Below are 18,577 nucleotides of genomic sequence, written 5' to 3' on the forward strand. Positions count from 1 at the left end.
TCGTTTGTCGGGGGGAAAAATACTTCGCATATTGGATCGCATCAAGGGCATCCCGCCCTGACCGATTAAAGGGAGCTTGACGATCATGTCGCTGCATGACGAGATCGACATCAGCCGCATCGACCTCGACGCCGCCTATCGGGCCGCGCGCGAGCGGGGCATGGCCGAGCGCGCCCGCGTCGCCCGCGAGCTTGCCCGCGCGGCGGTGGCCGGGGTGCGCCGCCTCTTCACCGCACCCGAGGCCACGGGAAACCCGTGCGAGGCCTGCTGACAGGCGCGCGGCCAAGAAAATGGAACGGCCGGCTGCCCGAGGGGGCTGCCGGCCGCTCGAGCGTCCGAGCGATGGCGTCAGCCGAAGAACTGCCCGCCATTCGCCGAGATGGTCGAGCCGGTGATGAAGCCCGCATCGTCCGACGCGAGGAACACCACGCAGCGCGCGATCTCCTTGGGCTCGCCGAGGCGGCCCACCGGGATCTGCGGAATGATGCGCTCGTTCAGCACCTTCTCGTCGATGGCGCGGACCATGTCGGTGCCGATATAGCCCGGGCAGATCGCGTTGACGGTGATGCCGGCGCGCGCGCCCTCCTGCGCCAGCGCCCGGGTGATGCCGATGTCGCCCGCCTTGGCGGCCGAGTAGTTCGCCTGGCCCGCCTGGCCCTTCTGGCCGTTGACCGAGCTGATGTTGACGACCCGGCCGAACTTGCGGTCGCGCATGCCCGACCAGACCTGGTGGGTCATGTTGAAAACGCCATTGAGGTTGGTCGAGATCACCTCGTTCCACTGCTCGGGCGTCATGCGGTGGAACATCGCGTCACGGGTGATGCCGGCATTGTTCACCAGCACCTCGACCGGGCCGAGATCGGCCTCGACCTTGGCGACGCCAGCCTTGCAGGCCTCGTAGTCGGCGACCGACCACTTGTAGGTCGGGATACCGGTCTCGGCGGTGAAGGCCTTCGCGGCCTCGTCATTGCCGGCATAGTTGGCAGCGACCGTGTAGCCCGCCGCCTTGAGCGCCACCGAGATGGCGGCCCCGATGCCGCGCGAGCCCCCCGTGACCAGTGCAATGCGTCCCATGATGTTTCCTCCTGTCCAACCGTTCCGTCAGATCGATGCGATGGGCCCGCGCCACCAGGGGCGCGGGCGAAATCCGCTCAGGGCCGCTCGACGCACATGGCGACGCCCATGCCGCCGCCGATGCAGAGCGTGGCAAGCCCGCGCTTCGCCCCGCGCCGCTTCATCTCGAAGAGGAGCGTGTTGAGCACCCGGCAGCCCGAGGCGCCGATCGGGTGGCCAATGGCGATGGCCCCGCCGTTCACGTTCACGATCGCCGGGTCCCAGCCCATGTCCTTGTTGACCGCGCAGGCCTGCGCCGCGAAGGCCTCGTTCGCCTCGACGAGTTCGAGGTCGCCGACCTTCCAGCCCGCCTTCTCGAGCGCGCGGCGCGAGGCGGGAATGGGCCCCGTGCCCATGATCTTGGGATCCACGCCCGCGGTCGCGTAGCTGACGATGCGGGCGAGCGGCTCGATGCCGCGGCGTTCGGCCTCCTCGGCGGTCATGAGCAGGGTCACCGCCGCGCCGTCATTGATTCCCGAGGCGTTGCCCGCGGTCACCGTGCCGTCCTTCTCGAAGGCGGGCCTGAGCTTCTGCATGCCGTCGAGGGTCGCGCCATGGCGGATGTATTCGTCGTCCTCGACCACGGTGTCGCCCTTGCGGCCCTTGACGGTGACGGATGCGATCTCGTCCTTGAACCGGCCGGCCTTCTGCGCGGCCTCGGCCTTGTTCTGGCTGGCGAGCGCGAAGGCGTCCTGCTCGTCGCGGCCGATCTGCCACTGGCGCGCCACGTTCTCGGCGGTCGTGCCCATGTGGTAGCCGTTGAAGGCGTCCCACAGCCCGTCGCGGATCATCGTGTCGATGAACTTGACGTCGCCCATCTTGGTGCCCGCGCGCAGATAGGCGGCGTGGGTCGAGAGCGACATGCTTTCCTGCCCGCCGGCGACCACGATCGCGGCGTCGCCCAGCATGATGTGCTGCGCGCCCAACGCGACCGCCCTGAGGCCCGAGCCGCAGACCTGGTTGATCCCCCAGGCGGCCGAGCCCTCCGGCAGGCCGGCCGCGATATGCGCCTGGCGCGCCGGGTTCTGGCCCTGAGCCGCCGTCAGCACCTGGCCGAGGATGGTCTCGGACACGTCCTGCGCCTCGACGCCCGCGCGCGCGAGCGCCGCGCGAATGGCGACGGCGCCCAGCTCGTGCGCGGGCACGCTCGCGAAGGCGCCGTTGAAGCTGCCCACCGGCGTCCGCGCGGCCGAGGCGATCACGATGTTGGTCATGGGCCTTTCCCTTTCTCCCCTGGCGTGAGGCGCCTCTCTGCGGCGCCTTGGGGCGTTGTCTTGCACGTCCTCCGCGTTCGGCACAATGCGACAATTGTGCGGTGCACAATAACGATTCTGCCGTTGCGGCGCCGCATTGCGGTCTGCCGCCGCAGGATGCAACGCCCTCCGCCCGGGGGCAATGGCAAGCTCGCGCCGCGCCGCAGTTTCGCATCTGCAACGAAGTGTTGCCCTCGCCGTTGCGGGATGCAAGATTGGCCCGGTTCGCGCGCGAATTGAGGGAGGAAGGCGCTCGTGTCTGCAGCAGAGAAGGAAGAGCCGGCGGCGACCGAGCGCGTGATCATCAAGAAGTACGCCAACCGCCGCCTCTACAACACGGCGCGCAGTTCCTACGTCACGCTCGACGACCTCGCGAAGATGGTGCGCGAGGGGCAGGACTTCGCCGTCTTCGACGCCAAGACAGGCGAGGACATCACCCGCTCGGTCCTCACGCAGATCATCTTCGAGGAGGAGGCCAAGGGGCGCAGCATGCTGCCCACGAACTTCCTGCGCCAGCTGATCCGCCTCTATGGCGATGCGTTGCAGTCGGTGGTGCCGGGGTATCTCGACGCCTCGATGGACGCCTTCGCGAAGAACCAGGAGCGGATGCGCGCGGCCTTTGCCGCCAATCCCGCGATGCAGAATTTCGAGGCCCTCACCCGCTCGAACATGGAGTTCTTCGAGCAGGCGATGCGCATGTTCAACCCGTTCGGCGCGGCGCAGCAGGGCCGTGGCGGGGCCGAGGGAGCGCCGCCGCAGGGCCCGCGCCCGGTGCCCGACGCCGAGGAGCGCCGGGCCGGCACGGGCACGATCAGCGAGGATCTCGACGCCCTGCAACGGCAGTTGCGCGAGATGCAGGCGCAGCTCGAGAAGCTCACGCGCGGCAAGGGCTGAGGCGAGGCGCGCCTCCCGCGTCTCCGGCGCCGCTTCCGGCGGTCAGCCGTAGAGACCGAAGCGCGTCGGGGTGCCCTCCGTGACATGCGACGTGGACAGCTCGTCCGGCGCCGCGTCCGGCGGGGCGATCAGGCGGCCCTGCGCATGGGATGCGCCGGCCCGCGACAGCCACTCGGCATCGGCCTGCCGCTCGACCCCCGTGGCGACGATCATCAGATCGGCGGCGCGGGCCAGGGTGATGCGATCGCGCAGCCGGATCTGCCGCACCGGCTCGTCGACGATGCCGTGGCAGAGCTCCGGCGCGAGCTTGACGATGTCGACATGGAAGCTGCGCAGCTCCGCGGCGGTCAACGGGCTCTGGCCGTAGCGGTCGAGCGCGAGGGCCGCGCCGCTGCGGCGCACCGCTGCCATGAAGCCCCCCGCCAGCGCCGGCTCGGCAACGAGGTCGCGCTCGGACAGCTCGACGATCAGCCGGTCGCCGAGGCTGAGATCCACCGCGCAGCGCGCGGTGAGCATGCCAAGCCAGCCGGGGTCCTCCATGGTCTGCCGCGAGACATTGACCGACAGGCGCGCGGCGGGGTTGACCGCCATCAACTCGAGCGCGCGCTCAAGCGCCAGGCGGTCCAGCGCCGGCGCCTGGCCCGCCTCGATCAGGCTGGGCATGAAGCGTGCCGCCTCGACCGGCGCCGAGCCGGCATTGGGCAGGCGCGCGAGGCATTCGAGGAAGGCGGCGGCCCGTCCGCTGCCGTCGATCCGGCGGACCGCCTGGAAGGCGAAGGTGACGCGGCCGGCCTCGAGGTCGCGCAGCGCCGCCTCGCCGATGTCGGGCCCCGCAGCGTCGCCCGCGGTTGCCGGGACGATCCGGCAGCGGCCGCGCCCGGCGCGTCGCGCGTCGCCCAGCGCGCGCTCGGCGGTGGGACCCAGCAGCGGCAGCGCTGCGGTGTCGGCGACGGCGCAGCCGGCCGAGACGGTGACGAAGAGCCTGCCGGCCGGGGTATCGAGGCCGTCGCGCGCGACCAGTCGCTGAAGATGGCGGGCCGTCATGCGGATCCCCTCGAGATCGGCGCCGGGCAGGCTCACCGCCAGCTTGCCGCGCCCGGGGCTCCAGAAGCCCGCCTGGGCGGCGAGCGCGGGCATCACGCGCTCCTCGACCGCATGCAGGATCCCGCGTGCCGCCTGCTCGCCGAACAGCGCCTCGTAGGACGGGAAGTCGTCGATTTCGAGCAGCACGAGGCCATGCAGCTCGGCGCTGCCGGTGTCGGGGAGCGGTGGCGGGGGGCGGCTCGTGACCCGCGCGCTGGCCGGGATCGCCGCTCCGGGCCGACCCGGCGGGGGCGTCCGCGCCCCGGGCGCCGCCTTCCGCCGGCTCGGCTCCCGGCCGCACCGGGCGGGGGGTGCCGCGGTTTTCGCCCGAAGGCCGTGAGCCGAGACCCAGACGCCGGAGAAGTTCCTCGATACGCTGCACTCGCCATCCCGCGCCGGTTCCGGTGCGGCCCCTTGCCTGAGTCCCGGTCTCGATCACCAGCCTGCCTGCATTCTACCTGCCAAAGCGTTAACGCACATGGTTGACGGCGGCGGGCGCGGCGCGCGCGGCCGGCCTTGCAAAGGCGGGCGCGGCGCGGCAGGGTCCGGCCAGTGGCGGGGAGGCGGCGGATGGGCGCGACGGCGGCGGGCGAGGGGCGTTGCGGGTGGTGCGGCAGCGACCCGCTCTACGTCGCCTATCACGACACCGAGTGGGGCCGGCCCGAGCCGTCCGGGCGCGCCCTGTGGGAAAAGCTCGTGCTCGACGGCTTCCAGGCGGGACTCGCCTGGATCACCATCTTGCGCAAGCGCGACGCGTTCCGGCATGCCTTCGAGGGCTTCGATCCCGACGTGATCGCCGGCTGGGGCGAGCCCGAGGTGGCGCGCCTGATGGCGGATCCGGGCATCGTGCGGTCGCGCGCCAAGATCGAGTCGACCATCGGCAATGCCCGCGCCTACCAGCGCATCGAGACGCGCGAGGGCTTTGCCCGCTTCCTGTGGCAGTTCGTCGATGGCGCGCCCCGCCAGAACCGCTTCGCCAGCCTCGCCGAGGTGCCGGCCGAGACGCCCGCCTCGCGCGCGATGTCGAAGGCGCTCAAGGCCGAGGGCTTCCGCTTCTGCGGCCCAGTCATCGTCTATGCCTTCATGCAGGCGACGGGCATGGTGAACGACCATCTCGTCGGCTGCCCCGCCCATGCCGCCTGCGCGGCCGAGGCGCAGGGCTTTCGGATGGGCTAGGCCGCCTCGCCGAAGCGAGCGGCCACCAGCTCCGCCAGCGCGTCGAGCAGCGCCTCGGCGTCCGGTCCGTCGGTCTCCACGTGGATCGAGGTCCCGCGCGATGCCGCGAGCATCAGGAGGCCCATGATCGAGTCGCCTTCGACCGACTGGCCGTCGCGGCTGACGCGCGCACGCGCATCGAATCGCTCGACCGTCTCGACAAACTTGGCCGAGGCGCGGGCGTGGAGCCCCTTCGCGTTCACGATCTCGAGGCTTCGGGCCGGCATCGCCGCGGTCATCCGCGCGCCTGCGGGTCGAGCATCCGCGCCGCCGAGTCGATGTATTTCTCGCCCGCCTCGATGGCGAGGCGCACGGCCTCGGCCATCGGGCGCTCGCGTGATTTCGCGAGCTTGACCAGAAGCGGCAGGTTCGCGCCGTAGATCACCTCGATCCCCGGCCGGGTCATGGCGCCCAGCGCGAGGTTCGACGGGGTGCCGCCGAACATGTCGGTGATCAGCACGACGCCTGAGCCGTCATCGACCTCCGAGACCAGCGCGTTGATCTCGGCCTGGCGGGCATGCAGGTCGTCGGAGGGCGCGATCGCCACGGCGCGCGCGTTCGGCTGCGCGCCCACGACATGCTCGGTCGCCTCGAGGAGCGACTGCGCGAGGCTGCCATGCGCGACGATCACCAGACCGATCATGCTGCGATCATGCGGGACTCCGCCCCCTTCACCGGCGCCGCTCGAGCTCGGAGTGCCGCAGCGAGACTGGCCATCCCAGATCCGCCAGCCGCCGGGCAAGGCATTCCGCCACCGCCACCGACCGGTGCTGCCCGCCGGTGCAGCCCAGCGCGACCGAGAAGAACACCTTTCCGTCGTCCAGATAGGCCGGCAGCAGCATCACGATCATCTCGGTCAGTTGGTCGACGAAGGCGCCGAACCGTGGATCGTCGCCGACGTAACCCTGTATAGCCGGATCGCGCCCGTCAAGGGCGCGCAGCGTCTCGTCCCAGTACGGATTGCGGAGGAAGCGGCAGTCCAACACCATTTCGGCGCTTGCCGGGGCGCCGCGCTTGTAGCTGAACGAGGTGAGCCCGACGGTCATCCGCCGGGCCCGGTCGGGCGAGAAGCGGGCCTCGAGCTCGCTTCGCAGCTCGTGCGGTGATAGCATGGTCGTGTCGATCACGATGTCGGCCGCGGCGCGGATCTCGGCCAGCAGATCCCGCTCGCGCGCGACGCCGATGCCGGGCTCCTCGGCCGGCGCGAGGGGATGGCGCCGCCGGGTCGCGACGAAGCGGCGCTCGAGCACCGCGTCGGAGCAGTCGAGGAAGACCAACAAAGGCGCCGCGTCGAGCCGCGCGCGCAGCAGGTCGAGTGCGCCCGCCAGCGCGCGGGCCGAGAAGCCGCGGGTCCGCGCCTCGACCCCCAGCGCGATCGGCTTGCTGCCGCCGCCCGGCTCGAACAGCGTGTCGAGCATCGACAGCGGCAGGTTGTTGACGACCTCGTAGCCCATGTCCTCGAAGGCATGGATCGAGGTCGTCCGGCCGGCGCCGGACATGCCCGTGACCACGACCGCGCCGGGCGCCGGCGCGGGCGTGCGGCCGGGCTCCCCGCTCATCGCAGGCCTCCCGTCGGGAAGAACTCGGGATCCGGCAGGACGCCCGCGGAAAGGATGGCCATCAGCCCCGCCGCCGCTCCCGCCCAGCCTCGGCAGGCAATTGCGGGGATGTCGTGATCGGCGACCCTTGCATGGGTCCGCGGCGGCATCCGCGCGGGCGCCTCGCGATCGAGATCGGCCGCGAGCCAGAGCGGCACGTCCGAGGCGTGCCTCCGCAGGCGCAGGATCCCGGCGCCGCGGATCTCGATCAGCCCCGCAAGATGCGGGACCGGATCGAGCCGCGGCCCGTCCGCGGAGTCGCGCACCGCCACGCGGTCGTCGGCGATGAGCTCGGCGCCCAGCGCCAGCATCGCCAGCGCGAGCGCCGTCTTGCCGCTGCCCGCCGCGCCGAGGATTAGGCAGCCGCGGCCGCAATGACCGACCGCGCTTGCATGGATCACCGCGGGGTCCGTCGCGTCCGGGGCGCCCGGACGTCTGTCGGCGGCCGGCGCGGGTGTCATCGGGTCCGGCTCCCGCTCCATCCGCCCGCATCCGGGCTGCCCGGCAGCTCGACCACGAAGCGCGCGCCGCGTGGCAGGGCATCCGCGGGCGCGCCGGGCTCGCGGATGTTTTCCGCCCAGATGCGGCCGCCATGGGCCTCGACGATCTGCCGGCAGATCGAGAGCCCGAGCCCCGAATGATTTCCGAACCCCTCGGCCGGGCGTTCCGAGTAGAAGCGCTGGAAGATCGACTCGAGGTTCTCCTCGGGGATGCCGGGCCCCTGGTCGGTAATCGCGACGCGCACGGCGCCGTCGGGCAGTTCGCGTCCCTCGACGAGGATGCTGCCGCCCTCCGGCGAGAACGAGAGCGCGTTGTCGAGCAGGTTGGCGAAGACCTGAGCGAGCCGCACCTCGAGCCCCTCGACCGTCAGCGGCGTGGCCGGCATCCGGGTGATGACGGCGACACCGCGCTCGTGTCCCTGCGTCGCGGTGATCGACGTCATCGCGGTGATGATCTCGCCGAGATCGACGGGCTCCATGCGCTCGCGCACCAGCTCGGCATCGAGCCGCGAGGCGTTCGAGATGTCGGTCACCAGCCGATCCAGCCGGTTCACGTCCTTCTGGATGATCCCGAGCAGGCGGTGGCGTTGCTCGTCGGTCCTGGCGTAGTCGAGCGTCTCGACCGCCGAGCGCAGCGAGGTCAGCGGGTTCTTGATCTCGTGCGCCACGTCGGCGGCGAAGCTCTCGATCGCCTCGATCCGGCTGTAGAGCGCGGCGGTGAGCCGGATGAGCGAGTCCGACAGGTCGCCGATCTCGTCGATCCGGTGCGTGAGGTCGGGGATCTCGACCCGGTCCGGGTTGACCAGCCGTCCGCTGCGATCGCCTTCGGGATCGGCGGCCTCGGCAAGGCGCTGTATCGGCGCGGCGATGGTGTTGGCGAGGATGATCGAGAGCACGACGGACACCGCCGCGGCGACGACGAACACCTGGAGGATGATGACCCTCTCGCGCTGGACGATGCGGTTGATGTCGCCGCCCTCGGTCGAGAGCACGAGCACGCCCTGCACCTTCAGCAGCCGCCGGACGGGCATGGCGACCGACAGGATCAGCTCGTCGGCCGAGTTGATGCGGATAGACGAGGCGACGCGCCCCTCGGCCGCCTGACGCACCTCGGCATCCTGCGCGACGGCGGCGCCGGGCACTTCGGAATACCCCAGACGCGCCGCCGAGAGGCCGCGCACCAGCGCGTCATAGGCTTCCTCGGCGCGGGTCAGCACGCTCTCATCGCTGCTCTCGCCGGGTGGCGGCAGGGGCGCGACGGCGATCGGCACCGCGCCGCCGGTCTCGGGGCTGCGCGTGTCCGCGATCAGGTTCAGGTCGGCATCGAACAGCCGCACCCGCAGGTCGAGCGGACGGCCGAGCGCCGCAAGGATGCTGCGGGCCTTCTCCGGATCGAGGGATGGCGGCTCGGTTCCCTCGGCCGCGCCCTCAAGCCCGCCTGCGAGCGCGACGGCGATCAGTTCGGCCTGCGTCCGGATGGACTGCACGCGCTGCTCGATCAGGCTGGTGCGGAACTGGTTGAGGTAGAGGACGCCGAAGACGAGGACGGCGAGGCCCATCAGGTTGAAGAAGATGATCCGGCGTTGCAGCGACGAGAACGGCGCCGACTTGCGCAGCCCCACGACGATGCGGTTGCGTGCTGATGCCGGTCTGCGGCGCCGGTCGAGCCCGATCGGCCCGGCGCCCATGTCGCGATGCCGCCTGCCCGCCTCCAATCGCGCTCTCAGGCCTCCTTGTAGCGGTAGCCGACGCCATAAAGTGTCTCGATGGCGTTGAACTCCTCGGACACGTCACGGAACTTCTTGCGGATCCGCTTGATGTGACTGTCGATCGTGCGGTCGTCGACATACACCTGGTCGTCATAAGCCGCGTCCATCAGCTGGTCGCGGCTCTTGACGAAGCCGGGGCGCTGCGCCAGCGCGTGCAGGATCAGGAACTCGGTCACGGTGAGGGTCACCGGCTCGCCGTCCCAGGTCGTCGAGTGGCGCATCGGGTCCATCTCGAGCTTGCCGCGGCGCAGGATCTTCTCGGTCTCGGCCCGCTCGACCGGGCCCTCGCCCGCGGCCTCGCGGCGGCGCAGCACGGCGCGGATGCGCTCGACCAGCAAGCGCTGCGAGAAGGGCTTGCGCATGTAGTCGTCGGCGCCCATGCGCAGGCCGATCAGCTCGTCGATCTCCTCCTCCTTCGAGGTCAGGAAGATCACCGGCAGATCGCTTTTCAGCCGCAGGCGGCGCAGCAGCTCCATGCCGTCCATCCGGGGCATCTTGATGTCGAAGACCGCGAGATCGGGCGGGCTCTGCTCGAGGCCCTGCAGCGCGCTCGCGCCGTCGTTGTAGGTGCGGACCTCGTAGCCTTCGGCCTCGAGCGCCATCGACACGGAACTCAGGATATGCCGGTCGTCGTCGACAAGCGCGATGATCGCCATGACGGTCTCTCCCGATCGGTGCGGCCCTTTCGGCCGGGCCGTCCTGTCTGCTCGCCTGCCCGCCCGCTCGGCGTCGTCCGGAAGCTTCGGCGGGTCTTGAGGTTGTTCTAAGGACAGGATGATTGCATGGCCCGCCTGTCAACGCAATTTTCCGGCGCGCGCCCGGAACGTTCCGGTTGCGCGCTGCGACCGCCGCGCCACGCCCGCCTGTGCCGCGATGTCGCCGTCGATCGGGGTGGACCTCGATCCGCTCGCTGCTTATAGAGCCTTCGACTCGACCATGCGGGCAGGACCCGCACACCAACAAGAGGGCCGCGCCGGACCGGATCGCGGACGCCGCCCCCCGGGAAGAGCCATTGGGAGAGGATGACCGGCCGCGGTTCGCCGGCACGTCCGGGTGATGGAGATCGAAGAGAATGCAGCGCGGAATCGTCAACCCGAAATGCCGTCTCGAAGACATGGGGATCGGCGGCGTCGGCACCGTCCACTACAACCTGAGGGAGGCCGCGCTCGTCGAGGCCGCCGTCCGGCGCGGGGAGGGTGAGCTCGGGATCGGCGGTGTCTTCCTGTGCAACACCGGCAAGCACACCGGCCGCAGCCCCAGGGACAAGTTCGTCGTCCGCGAGCCTTCGGTCGAGGCCGATGTCTGGTGGGAGAACAACGCGCCGATGACGCCCGACGCGTTCGAGCGGCTCTATCAGGACATGCTTGTACACCTGAAGGGGCGCGAGGTCTTCGTGCAGGACCTCTATGCTGGCGCCGACCCCGCGCATCGGCTGCAGGTGCGGCTGGTCAACGAGCTCGCCTGGCACAACCTCTTCATCCGGCACATGCTGAGGCGTCCGGAGGCGGCCGAACTCGAGGGCTTCGTCCCCGAGTTCACGATCATCAACTGCCCGGACTTCAAGGCCGATCCCGCCCGGCACAGCTGCCGGTCCGAGACCATCATCGCGATCAGCTTCGAGCGGCGCCTCGTGCTCGTGGGCGACACCTCCTATGCGGGCGAGAACAAGAAGTCGATATTCTCGATCCTCAACTTCATCCTGCCCGGCAAGGGCGTGATGCCGATGCACTGCTCGGCCAACCACGCCAATGGCGACCCGTCGCAGGCGGCCGTGTTCTTCGGGCTCTCGGGCACCGGCAAGACCACGCTTTCGGCCGACCCCGCGCGCACGCTCCTGGGCGATGACGAGCACGGCTGGACCGAGCAGGGGATCTTCAACTTCGAGGGCGGCTGCTACGCCAAGACCATCAACCTGAGCCCCGAGGCCGAGCCCGAGATCTTCAAGACCACCTCGATGTTCGCGACCGTGATCGAGAACATGGTCTACGATCCCTACACGCGCGAGCTCGACTTCGAGGACGACAGCCTCACCACCAACATGCGCTGCGCCTACCCGCTGCACTACATCTCGAACGCCTCGGCGACCGGGGTCGCGGGCGTGCCCAGGAACGTGGTGATGCTGACCTGCGACGCCTTCGGCGTGATGCCGCCGATCGCGCGGCTCACGCCCGCGCAGGCGATGTATCACTTCCTGACCGGCTTCACCTCGAAGATGGCGGGGACAGAGAAGGGCGTTACCACGGCGCAGCCCACCTTCTCGACCTGCTTCGGCGCGCCCTTCATGACGCGGCGACCCGAGGTCTATGGCAACCTGCTGCGCGACAAGATCGCCCGGACGGGCGCGACCTGCTGGCTGGTCAACACCGGCTGGACCGGCGGCGCCTATGGCGAGGGCAACCGGATGCCGATCCGGGCGACTCGCGCGCTGCTCTCGGCCGCGCTCGACGGCTCGCTGAACGGCGTCGAGTTCCGCGTCGACCCGAATTTCGGATTCGAGGTTCCGGTCGCGGTGCCCGGTGTCGAGCCCAGCCTGCTCGACCCACGCGCGACCTGGAAGGACGCCGCCGCCTATGACCGCCAGGCGGCCGAGCTGGTCGCGATGTTCGCGAAGAACTTCAAGCAGTACGAGCCGCATGTCGGCGACGACGTGAAGGCGGCCGCCCTGCGCGCCGCGTGACCCAGCGCCCGGCCGACATGCCGGCGACGTCTCCGCTCCGCCGCGCCATGTGCGCGGCGGCTTGCGTTGCGGGCAGGCCGCGGCGATGAGCGGGCGCTTTGCCATCGCCGCGGGCCATGCGCTGACGGCCGAGGCCGGGGCCGAGGTGTTGCGCGCGGGCGGCAACGCCGTCGACGCCGCGATCGCGGCCGCCTTCGCCGCCATGGTCGCCGAGCCTGTGCTGGCGGGGCTGATGGGCGGGGGCTTCCTGCTGGTCCGCCGTCCGTCGGGCGAGATTCGCGTGCTCGACGCCTTCGTGCAGACGCCGCGTCGCAAGCGGCCGTTGGTCGAGCTCGACCTGCGCGAGGTCGAGGCCGATTTCGGCGAGACGCGCCAGCGCTTCGTGATCGGCGCGGGCGCAGTGGCCGCGCCGGGCCTCGCGCCCGCGCTGGCCGAGGCGCACCGGGCGCTGGGGCGGATGCCGCTGGCCGAACTTGCCGCCCCAGCGATCCGCGCGGCGCGCGATGGCGTGCGGATCACCGCGTTCCAGGCCGCCATCGGCCGGATCATCGCGCCCATCCTGACCGCCACGCCCTCGATCCGCGCGCTGATGTGCGACGAGGACGTGCCCTTCGGCGAAGGGGTGCTCATGCGCAACCCGGATCTGGCCGAGGTGCTCGACGTCTTCACCCGCGAGGGTCCGCGCTTCATCCAGGAGGGCGAGGTCGCTGCCGCCCTGCTGGCCCTGATGGCCGAGGGCGGGCACCTGACCGTCGAGGACCTGCGCCGCCACCGCGCGGTCTGGCGCGAGCCGGTGAGGGCCTCGCATGGGCCCGCCACGGTGGCGCTGAACCCCCCGCCCGCGCTCGGCGGGACGCTGATCGCCTTCGCGCTGGGCCTCGTCGGGCGCGACCCCGGTGCCGTGGAGCTCGCGCGCGCCTTCGCGGCGACAGCGCGCGCGCGCCTCGAAGCCGGGCTCGACGGCGACCCCGTCGCGGGCGCGGCGCGGCTTCTCGACCCCGCGCTCCTCGCGCGCTACCGCGGCGGGATCGCGGGCCGGCGCGGTGCCGCGCGGGGCACGACGCATGTCTCGCTGATCGACGGCCAGGGCCTTGGCGTGGCGCTCACGCTGACCAACGGCGAGGGCGCGGGGCTGGTGCTGCCGGGCACCGGGATCATCCCCAACAACATGCTGGGCGAGGACGACCTCGTTCCGGGCGACCCGCTGAATTGGGAGCCCGACCAGCGGCTCGCCTCGATGATGGCGCCGCTTGCGCTTGGCTGGCCGGATGGGCGGGTGGCGCTGATGGGCTCGGGCGGCTCGAACCGCATCCGCACGGCGCTGGCGCAGGTGGTTCTGCGTCTGGCGGGGCAGGGGATGGGCCTCGAGGCCGCGATCGCCGCGCCCCGGCTGCATGTCGAGGGGCGCGAGGCAGGGGTCGATTTCGAGCTCGAGGCCATGCCCGATGCCGAGCGCGAGGCCCTCCTCGCGGCATTCCCCGAGGCGCGGGGCTGGTCAGCGCGCTCGATGTTCTTCGGCGGCGTCCATGCGGTGATGCGCGATGCGCGGGGGCATGTCGACGCTGCGGGCGACCCGCGCCGCGACGGCGTCGCGATCACAGGCTGAGGCTCAGAACAGCCCGCGCCGAAGCAGGTTGAGCCCAGCGAGGCACAGCACCACCAGCGTCATCCGGCGGAAACGGGCCTGATCCATCCGGTCCTGCGCCACCAGGCCCGCCCACATGCCTGCTGCGGCCGGCAGGCACATCAGCGCCGACATCGGCACGGTGGTGGCGTCGAGCAGCCCGCTCTGTAAATGCGCGGCCACCAGCACGACCGAGCCGATCAGGTAGCTCACCCCCTGCGCCCGCACCATCTCGGTCTTCGGCGTGTCGAGCGCGACCAGGAGCAGGATCACCGGCGGCCCCCAGACGCCCGAGACGCCGCCGATCACACCGGCGACGAGACCCGCCACGATCTCGACCGTCGCGCGCCTGCCGCCGTTCTCCGGCACCCTCGGCCGCCAGCCCGAGAGTTGCGCCCCCGCCGCCGCCACGATCACGAGGCCCAGCGCGACGAACAGGTCCTCGGACCGGATGCCGGGCACGAATTGCGCGATCACCCCAATCGAGAGGCCCATGAACAGGTTGAGCCGCCAGAACCGCACCGCCGTGTCGCGGGCCGCGAGCCCGCCCTGGCGGAAGGTCTGCCAGAAGTTGCTGAGGCAGGTCGGCAGGATCAGGATCGCCACCGCCTCCTGCGCCGACAGCAGGCTGCCGAGGCCGCTGAGCGCGATCATCGGCATGGCGAAGCCGACCGCACCCTTGACGAAGCCGCCAAGCAGCATGATCAGCGTCGCGGCGGCGATGATCGCCGGGTCGTAGGCGGCAAGGGGCGAGACGAGATCCAAGGTGTCGGCATCCGGTGGAGTGGCAGCGGGCAGAGGGGCGTGCCTTCCATAGCGGGTCGGGTCGCGCCTGTCGCCCCCATGTGCGATCACCATTGCGCCGGCCGCCGGGCGGCGCGGGGCGCCGTACAGCACTCGCAAGAAATACCCGTTTTCCCCATCCAGCGCGCAATAATCTTTCCCCACGCCTTGACCGCGCCGGGGTCCGGCGCTAGGACAGTTCGCAGCTGCAGCAGAGACGATTCCGCGGCGCAACCAGGCAGCCGCGTAGCCGGTGGAGGAGCCTTGCCGATGACCCAGCCCGCGCTCGCCGATCCCGTGCCGCTCGCCGAGGCGCCCGAGCTCGTGAGCCTCGGCCGCGAGGCCGTTGCGGCGGCCGATGCGCTGCTCGTCGAGGCGCGCGGGCGGCTTGCGCGTGCCGTCAGCGCGCAGGGCCGCGTCTCGGGCCGGATGCTTGACGATCACCAATACGCGGCGCACGCCCTCGCCTGGCTCGCCACCTACGTCGAGGCCCTGCGGCAGATGACCGGCTGGGCCGCGCGCCTGAAGGCCGAAGCGCGGCTCGGCGAGGCCGAGCGGCTGATCTACGCCATCGGCATGGGCGAGTATCTGGCCCAGGTGGCGGGCGGCATCCCGATGAGCCAGGGCGAGATCGCCCGCCCCGCCGACATGGGGCTGACCGACGCTGATCTCGCGCGCTTCGCGACGCCCGCCGTCCGGCGCCTGACCGCCGAGGGCAATTCTGACGCGCACCGGACGCGGCTGGTGCAGATCATGACCGAGCGCGAGGGGGCGGCGACCTTCGGCGACTGCGGGCTCGACGAGGAATTCGAGATGATCCGCGCCCAGTTCCGCCGCTTCGCGGATGAGCGCGTGGTGCCCCATGCCCATGGCTGGCATTTGCGCGACGAGTTGATCCCGATGGAGATCGTCGACGAGATGGCGTCGCTTGGCGTCTTCGGCCTGACGATCCCCGAGGAGCATGGCGGCCTCTCGATGGGCAAGACCGCGATGTGCGTGGTCTCGGAGGAACTGAGCCGCGGCTATATCGGGGTGGGCAGCCTCGGCACGCGCTCCGAGATCGCGGCCGAGCTGATCCTCGGCGGGGGTACCGAGGCGCAGAAGGCCCAATACCTGCCGAAGATCGCCAGCGGCGAGATCCTGCCGACCGCCGTGTTCACCGAGCCCAACACCGGCTCGGATCTCGGCGCGCTGAGGACCCGCGCGGCGCGCGACGGCGACGATTGGATCATCACCGGCAACAAGACCTGGATCACCCATGCCGGGCGCACCGACCTGATGACCGTGCTGGCCCGGACCGTGCCGGGGACCACCGATTATTCGGGCCTCTCGATGTTCCTCGCGCCCAAGACCCGCGGCACCGACGCCGAGCCCTTCCCCGATGCGACCCTCGCAGGCGGCGAGATCGAGGTGCTGGGCTACCGCGGCATGAAGGAATACACGCTCGCGCTCGACGGGCACCGGGTGCCGGGCGACGCGCTGCTGGGGGGCGTCGAGGGGCAGGGCTTCAAGCAGCTGATGCGCACCTTCGAGTCGGCCCGCATCCAGACCGCGGCCCGCGCCATAGGCGTCGCACAGTCGGCGATGGAGATTGCGCTGCGCTATGCGCAGGAGCGGGTGGCCTTCGGCAAGCCGCTCTCGGCCTTCCCGCGGGTGGCCTCGAAGCTCGCCATGATGGCGGTCGAGATCATGATCGCGCGCCAGATCACCTATTTCGCGGCCCGCGAAAAGGACGCCGACCGGCGATGCGACCTCGAGGCCGGGATGGCGAAGCTGCTGGGCGCCCGCGTCGCCTGGGCCGCGGCCGACAACGGCCTGCAGATCCACGGCGGCAACGGCTTCGCGCTGGAATACCCCATCAGCCGGGTGCTGTGCGACGCCCGCATCCTCAACATCTTCGAGGGCGCGGCCGAGATCCAGGCGGGCGTGATTGCGCGGCGGGTGCTCGAGGGGAACTGACCCGCGCGTCGGGCACGGGCCGCGACAGGCAGCTGTCGCTGCAGAGACGGACCGCGCGGGGCATCGAGCCCCGCGCAGCCCGGCTCGCGGCCTTGCCGCGACGGGCGCGAACCCGCCGTTATCTACGAGGCTTCACCCGAAGTTAGAAGGTTCCGGCCAGTGTCGCCGGCGTTCGATCACTTCTGGGAGGGTTGTCATGCCTGTGGAACTTGGGAGGCGGCACGCAGCGGCGCTTTGCGCGCTCAGGGTCAGCCTCGGCCTCTTGCTCGTCTGGTGGGGAATAGGGCGCGTCGTGAACCTCGAGATGGGGCTCAACGTGCAGAACCATTTCTATTTCGGGCTATTCGATTCGACGGAACTGCAGGCAGCCTTTGGCCTCGTCGAGGCGGGCGTCGGTGCGCTGGTGGCGCTGGGGCTGATGCGCGTGGTCGCGGTGCCCGCACAACTCGCGATCACGGGCTTCTCGGCCGCGACGATCTGGTCGGCGCTGCTCGATCCCTTCGGGCTGTGGCTGCCGGTGGCGAGGCTCGCGCCGGTGCAGCACCTGTTCTACCCGTCGGTGATCGCGCTCTGCGCGGCCGCGGTGATGATCGTGTTCGCGGCGCAGGATCGGTGATGCCTCGACCGGGTGGTGGCCGACTGGCGTGCCGCGCGCGGGGCGGGCGGGACGAACAAGCCGTTTCCGGCCGAGTGAGCCGGTGCGCCACCGTGCCAGCGGGGATGCGGGGGACTGAGGGGGAGCCAGCCTTCGCCCGCGTCGCGTGCGGCCCGCCGTGCGGCGCGGTCAGGGCTGCCCGAGCGCGGCAAACACCGATTCGAACATCTCGGGCGTGAGGCGCCCCGTGTTCGTGTTGTAGCGCGAGCAGTGGTAGCTCGCATGGATCGACACCGCGCCGACCCGCGACACCGCGCCATGTCCGAAGGGGTGCGACGCGACCTTCGCGCCGAGGGCCCGCACGGTCGAATCATGCGCGATCCTGCCAAGCGTGACGATGGCGCGGAGGCGGGGCAGCGCGGCGATGCGCGCCGCGAGATAGGGGCGGCAGGCGTTGATCTCGGCACCGTTGGGCTTGTTGAGCGGCGGCACGCAACGCACCGAATTCGTCACCATCGCGCCGACGAGGTTTAGTCCGTCATCCGGTCGCGCCGCGAAGACCCCGCGCGTGAAGCCGAATTTTGCAAGCGTGGCGTAGAGCAGCGATCCGGCATAGTCGCCGGTGAAGGGCCGCCCGGTGCGGTTCGCCCCAGTCACGCCCGGCGCGAGGCCGACCACCAGCAGCCAGGCGTCTGGGTCTCCGAAGCTCGGCACGGCGCCATTGAACCAGCCCGGCTCCGCGGCCCGGTTCGCCGCACGGTAGGCGACGAGTCGGGGGCAGAGCTGGCAGTCGCGCGGGGCTTCGACGGCCGCGTGCCGCGACGGCAGCGGCTCAGCCGTCGGCACCGTTCTCGGCTTCCTCGGCCTCGCGGGCGCTGCGCGCGGCGAAGCGCTCCTCGCGCGGCGGGCGGCCGATGACCTCGCGCAGTTCCTCGAGCTCGATGAAGTTGTCGGCCTGTCGGCGCAGGTCGTCCGCGATCATCGGCGGCTGCGAGCGGATGGTCGAGACCACCGAGACCCGCACGCCCTTGCGCTGCAGCGCCGCCACCAGCGGCCTGAAGTCGCCATCGCCCGAGAAGAGCACGATGTGCTCGACATAATTGGCCATCTCCATCGCGTCGATCGCGAGCTCGATGTCCATGTTGCCCTTGACCTTGCGCCGTCCGGTCGAGTCGGTGAACTCCTTGGCGGGCTTGGTCACCAGGGTGAAGCCGTTGTAGTCGAGCCAGTCCACCAGCGGCCGGATCGGCGAGTATTCCTCGTTCTCGATCAGCGCCGTGTAGTAGAAGGCCCGGACCAGCTTGCCCCTGCGCAGGAACTCGGATCTCAGAAGCTTGTAATCAATATCGAACCCGAGCGCCTTGGTCGCGGCGTAGAGATTGGATCCGTCGATGAAGAGAGCGAGACGCTCGTCACGGTAGAACATTCAAGCCTCGGGCGCTATGCCACATGTCTGGTCGAGATTTCCGAGCGTCTGATCGGCGTCCGGTCGAATCGCAGGCCAATTCTCTATC

Annotated in this window: 19 protein-coding genes; 7 read left to right on the top strand and 12 right to left on the bottom strand. The window is 70.7% G+C overall.

Going from position 1 to position 18,577, the window contains the following annotated elements; translation table 11 throughout:
* Positions 1–85: 85 nt before the first annotated feature.
* Positions 86–271 carry a hypothetical protein gene (locus M1105_RS11500; RefSeq protein ID WP_249580513.1) on the top strand — a complete coding sequence of 62 codons (186 nt, stop codon included), beginning with the start codon at positions 86–88 and terminating at the stop codon, positions 269–271.
* 77 nt (positions 272–348) lie between these two features.
* Here the strand turns inward: M1105_RS11500 and phbB are convergent, their stop codons facing one another.
* Together phbB and M1105_RS11510 are read right to left on the bottom strand one after the other, a co-directional pair.
* A complete protein-coding gene (gene phbB / locus M1105_RS11505; protein ID WP_249580514.1) occupies positions 349–1,074 on the bottom strand; it encodes an acetoacetyl-CoA reductase in 726 nt (241 codons plus the stop codon).
* Between the two features lie 77 nt (positions 1,075–1,151).
* A complete protein-coding gene (locus tag M1105_RS11510) occupies positions 1,152–2,327 on the bottom strand; it encodes an acetyl-CoA C-acetyltransferase (RefSeq protein ID WP_249580515.1) in 1,176 nt (391 codons plus the stop codon).
* 294 nt (positions 2,328–2,621) lie between these two features.
* On the opposite strand from M1105_RS11510, the gene phaR reads away from it, so the two are divergent.
* Complete coding sequence (gene phaR / locus M1105_RS11515; protein WP_249580516.1) at positions 2,622–3,260, top strand: polyhydroxyalkanoate synthesis repressor PhaR; 639 nt, start codon at positions 2,622–2,624, stop codon at positions 3,258–3,260.
* Between the two features lie 42 nt (positions 3,261–3,302).
* Here phaR and M1105_RS11520 read toward each other — a convergent pair whose 3' ends face one another.
* Entirely contained in the window at positions 3,303–4,490 is a 1,188-nt protein-coding gene (locus M1105_RS11520; RefSeq protein ID WP_249580517.1) for an EAL domain-containing protein, read from the bottom strand.
* A gap of 423 nt (positions 4,491–4,913) precedes the next feature.
* Between M1105_RS11520 and M1105_RS11525 the strand changes: the two genes are divergently transcribed.
* Positions 4,914–5,519, top strand: coding sequence for a DNA-3-methyladenine glycosylase I (locus M1105_RS11525; RefSeq protein WP_249580518.1), 606 nt, complete (start codon positions 4,914–4,916; stop codon positions 5,517–5,519).
* Here the strand turns inward: M1105_RS11525 and M1105_RS11530 are convergent.
* The 6 genes from M1105_RS11530 to M1105_RS11555 are packed head-to-tail and all read right to left on the bottom strand — an operon-like array spanning position 5,516 to position 10,081.
* The gene (locus tag M1105_RS11530) at positions 5,516–5,785 is read right to left on the bottom strand and encodes an HPr family phosphocarrier protein (protein ID WP_249580519.1); all 270 of its coding nucleotides are present in this window, start codon (positions 5,783–5,785) and stop codon (positions 5,516–5,518) included. The genes M1105_RS11525 and M1105_RS11530 overlap by 4 nt on opposite strands.
* 8 nt (positions 5,786–5,793) lie before the next feature.
* The gene (locus M1105_RS11535; RefSeq protein ID WP_249580520.1) at positions 5,794–6,201 is read right to left on the bottom strand and encodes a PTS sugar transporter subunit IIA; all 408 of its coding nucleotides are present in this window, start codon (positions 6,199–6,201) and stop codon (positions 5,794–5,796) included.
* Positions 6,202–6,229: 28 nt separating this feature from the next.
* Complete coding sequence (rapZ, locus tag M1105_RS11540) at positions 6,230–7,117, bottom strand: RNase adapter RapZ (RefSeq protein WP_249580521.1); 888 nt, start codon at positions 7,115–7,117, stop codon at positions 6,230–6,232.
* The gene (locus M1105_RS11545) at positions 7,114–7,617 is read right to left on the bottom strand and encodes a serine kinase (RefSeq protein WP_249580522.1); all 504 of its coding nucleotides are present in this window, start codon (positions 7,615–7,617) and stop codon (positions 7,114–7,116) included. The genes rapZ and M1105_RS11545 overlap by 4 nt, the downstream gene beginning before the upstream one ends.
* Positions 7,614–9,344: a stimulus-sensing domain-containing protein gene (locus M1105_RS11550; protein ID WP_249580523.1), complete on the bottom strand. Its 1,731-nt coding sequence runs from the start codon at positions 9,342–9,344 to the stop codon at positions 7,614–7,616. The genes M1105_RS11545 and M1105_RS11550 overlap by 4 nt, the downstream gene beginning before the upstream one ends.
* A gap of 35 nt (positions 9,345–9,379) precedes the next feature.
* Positions 9,380–10,081, bottom strand: a complete 702-nt coding sequence (locus M1105_RS11555; protein ID WP_249580524.1) for a response regulator transcription factor — start codon at positions 10,079–10,081, stop codon at positions 9,380–9,382.
* A gap of 416 nt (positions 10,082–10,497) precedes the next feature.
* Here M1105_RS11555 and M1105_RS11560 point away from each other — a divergent pair, with 416 nt between their 5' ends.
* Together M1105_RS11560 and M1105_RS11565 are read left to right on the top strand one after the other, a co-directional pair.
* Positions 10,498–12,102: a phosphoenolpyruvate carboxykinase gene (locus M1105_RS11560; protein ID WP_249580525.1), complete on the top strand. Its 1,605-nt coding sequence runs from the start codon at positions 10,498–10,500 to the stop codon at positions 12,100–12,102.
* 85 nt (positions 12,103–12,187) lie between these two features.
* Positions 12,188–13,708, top strand: a complete 1,521-nt coding sequence (locus M1105_RS11565) for a gamma-glutamyltransferase (RefSeq protein WP_249580526.1) — start codon at positions 12,188–12,190, stop codon at positions 13,706–13,708.
* Positions 13,709–13,711: 3 nt separating this feature from the next.
* Here M1105_RS11565 and M1105_RS11570 read toward each other — a convergent pair whose 3' ends face one another.
* Entirely contained in the window at positions 13,712–14,491 is a 780-nt protein-coding gene (locus tag M1105_RS11570; protein ID WP_249580527.1) for a sulfite exporter TauE/SafE family protein, read from the bottom strand.
* A gap of 288 nt (positions 14,492–14,779) precedes the next feature.
* Between M1105_RS11570 and M1105_RS11575 the strand changes: the two genes are divergently transcribed.
* Positions 14,780–16,468 (top strand): acyl-CoA dehydrogenase family protein, encoded by a 1,689-nt coding sequence (locus M1105_RS11575; protein ID WP_249580528.1) that lies wholly within the window; start codon positions 14,780–14,782, stop codon positions 16,466–16,468.
* A gap of 196 nt (positions 16,469–16,664) precedes the next feature.
* Positions 16,665–17,084: a hypothetical protein gene (locus M1105_RS11580; RefSeq protein WP_249580529.1), complete on the top strand. Its 420-nt coding sequence runs from the start codon at positions 16,665–16,667 to the stop codon at positions 17,082–17,084.
* A 168-nt stretch (positions 17,085–17,252) separates the two neighbouring features.
* On the opposite strand, the gene M1105_RS11585 is transcribed toward M1105_RS11580, so the two are convergent.
* Positions 17,253–17,909, bottom strand: a complete 657-nt coding sequence (locus tag M1105_RS11585; RefSeq protein ID WP_249580530.1) for a uracil-DNA glycosylase — start codon at positions 17,907–17,909, stop codon at positions 17,253–17,255.
* Positions 17,896–18,489, bottom strand: a complete 594-nt coding sequence (locus M1105_RS11590) for a LabA-like NYN domain-containing protein (protein ID WP_249580531.1) — start codon at positions 18,487–18,489, stop codon at positions 17,896–17,898. The genes M1105_RS11585 and M1105_RS11590 overlap by 14 nt, the downstream gene beginning before the upstream one ends.
* Positions 18,490–18,577 lie beyond the last annotated feature (88 nt).

Origin of the sequence: Thermohalobaculum sediminis (assembly GCF_023487995.1) — a bacterium.
In the GTDB taxonomy this organism is placed as follows: Bacteria; Pseudomonadota; Alphaproteobacteria; order Rhodobacterales; family Rhodobacteraceae; genus Thermohalobaculum; species Thermohalobaculum sediminis.

Coding starts and splice junctions, on each gene's coding strand:
- M1105_RS11500 (WP_249580513.1), top strand. CDS start 86: ATGTCGCTGCATGACGAGATCGACATCAGCCGCATCGACCTCGACGCC.
- phbB (WP_249580514.1), bottom strand. CDS start 1,074: ATGGGACGCATTGCACTGGTCACGGGGGGCTCGCGCGGCATCGGGGCC.
- M1105_RS11510 (WP_249580515.1), bottom strand. CDS start 2,327: ATGACCAACATCGTGATCGCCTCGGCCGCGCGGACGCCGGTGGGCAGC.
- M1105_RS11525 (WP_249580518.1), top strand. CDS start 4,914: ATGGGCGCGACGGCGGCGGGCGAGGGGCGTTGCGGGTGGTGCGGCAGC.
- M1105_RS11530 (WP_249580519.1), bottom strand. CDS start 5,785: ATGCCGGCCCGAAGCCTCGAGATCGTGAACGCGAAGGGGCTCCACGCC.
- M1105_RS11535 (WP_249580520.1), bottom strand. CDS start 6,201: ATGATCGGTCTGGTGATCGTCGCGCATGGCAGCCTCGCGCAGTCGCTC.
- rapZ (WP_249580521.1), bottom strand. CDS start 7,117: ATGAGCGGGGAGCCCGGCCGCACGCCCGCGCCGGCGCCCGGCGCGGTC.
- M1105_RS11545 (WP_249580522.1), bottom strand. CDS start 7,617: ATGACACCCGCGCCGGCCGCCGACAGACGTCCGGGCGCCCCGGACGCG.
- M1105_RS11550 (WP_249580523.1), bottom strand. CDS start 9,344: ATGGGCGCCGGGCCGATCGGGCTCGACCGGCGCCGCAGACCGGCATCA.
- M1105_RS11555 (WP_249580524.1), bottom strand. CDS start 10,081: ATGGCGATCATCGCGCTTGTCGACGACGACCGGCATATCCTGAGTTCC.
- M1105_RS11560 (WP_249580525.1), top strand. CDS start 10,498: ATGCAGCGCGGAATCGTCAACCCGAAATGCCGTCTCGAAGACATGGGG.
- M1105_RS11565 (WP_249580526.1), top strand. CDS start 12,188: ATGAGCGGGCGCTTTGCCATCGCCGCGGGCCATGCGCTGACGGCCGAG.
- M1105_RS11575 (WP_249580528.1), top strand. CDS start 14,780: ATGACCCAGCCCGCGCTCGCCGATCCCGTGCCGCTCGCCGAGGCGCCC.
- M1105_RS11580 (WP_249580529.1), top strand. CDS start 16,665: ATGCCTGTGGAACTTGGGAGGCGGCACGCAGCGGCGCTTTGCGCGCTC.
- M1105_RS11590 (WP_249580531.1), bottom strand. CDS start 18,489: ATGTTCTACCGTGACGAGCGTCTCGCTCTCTTCATCGACGGATCCAAT.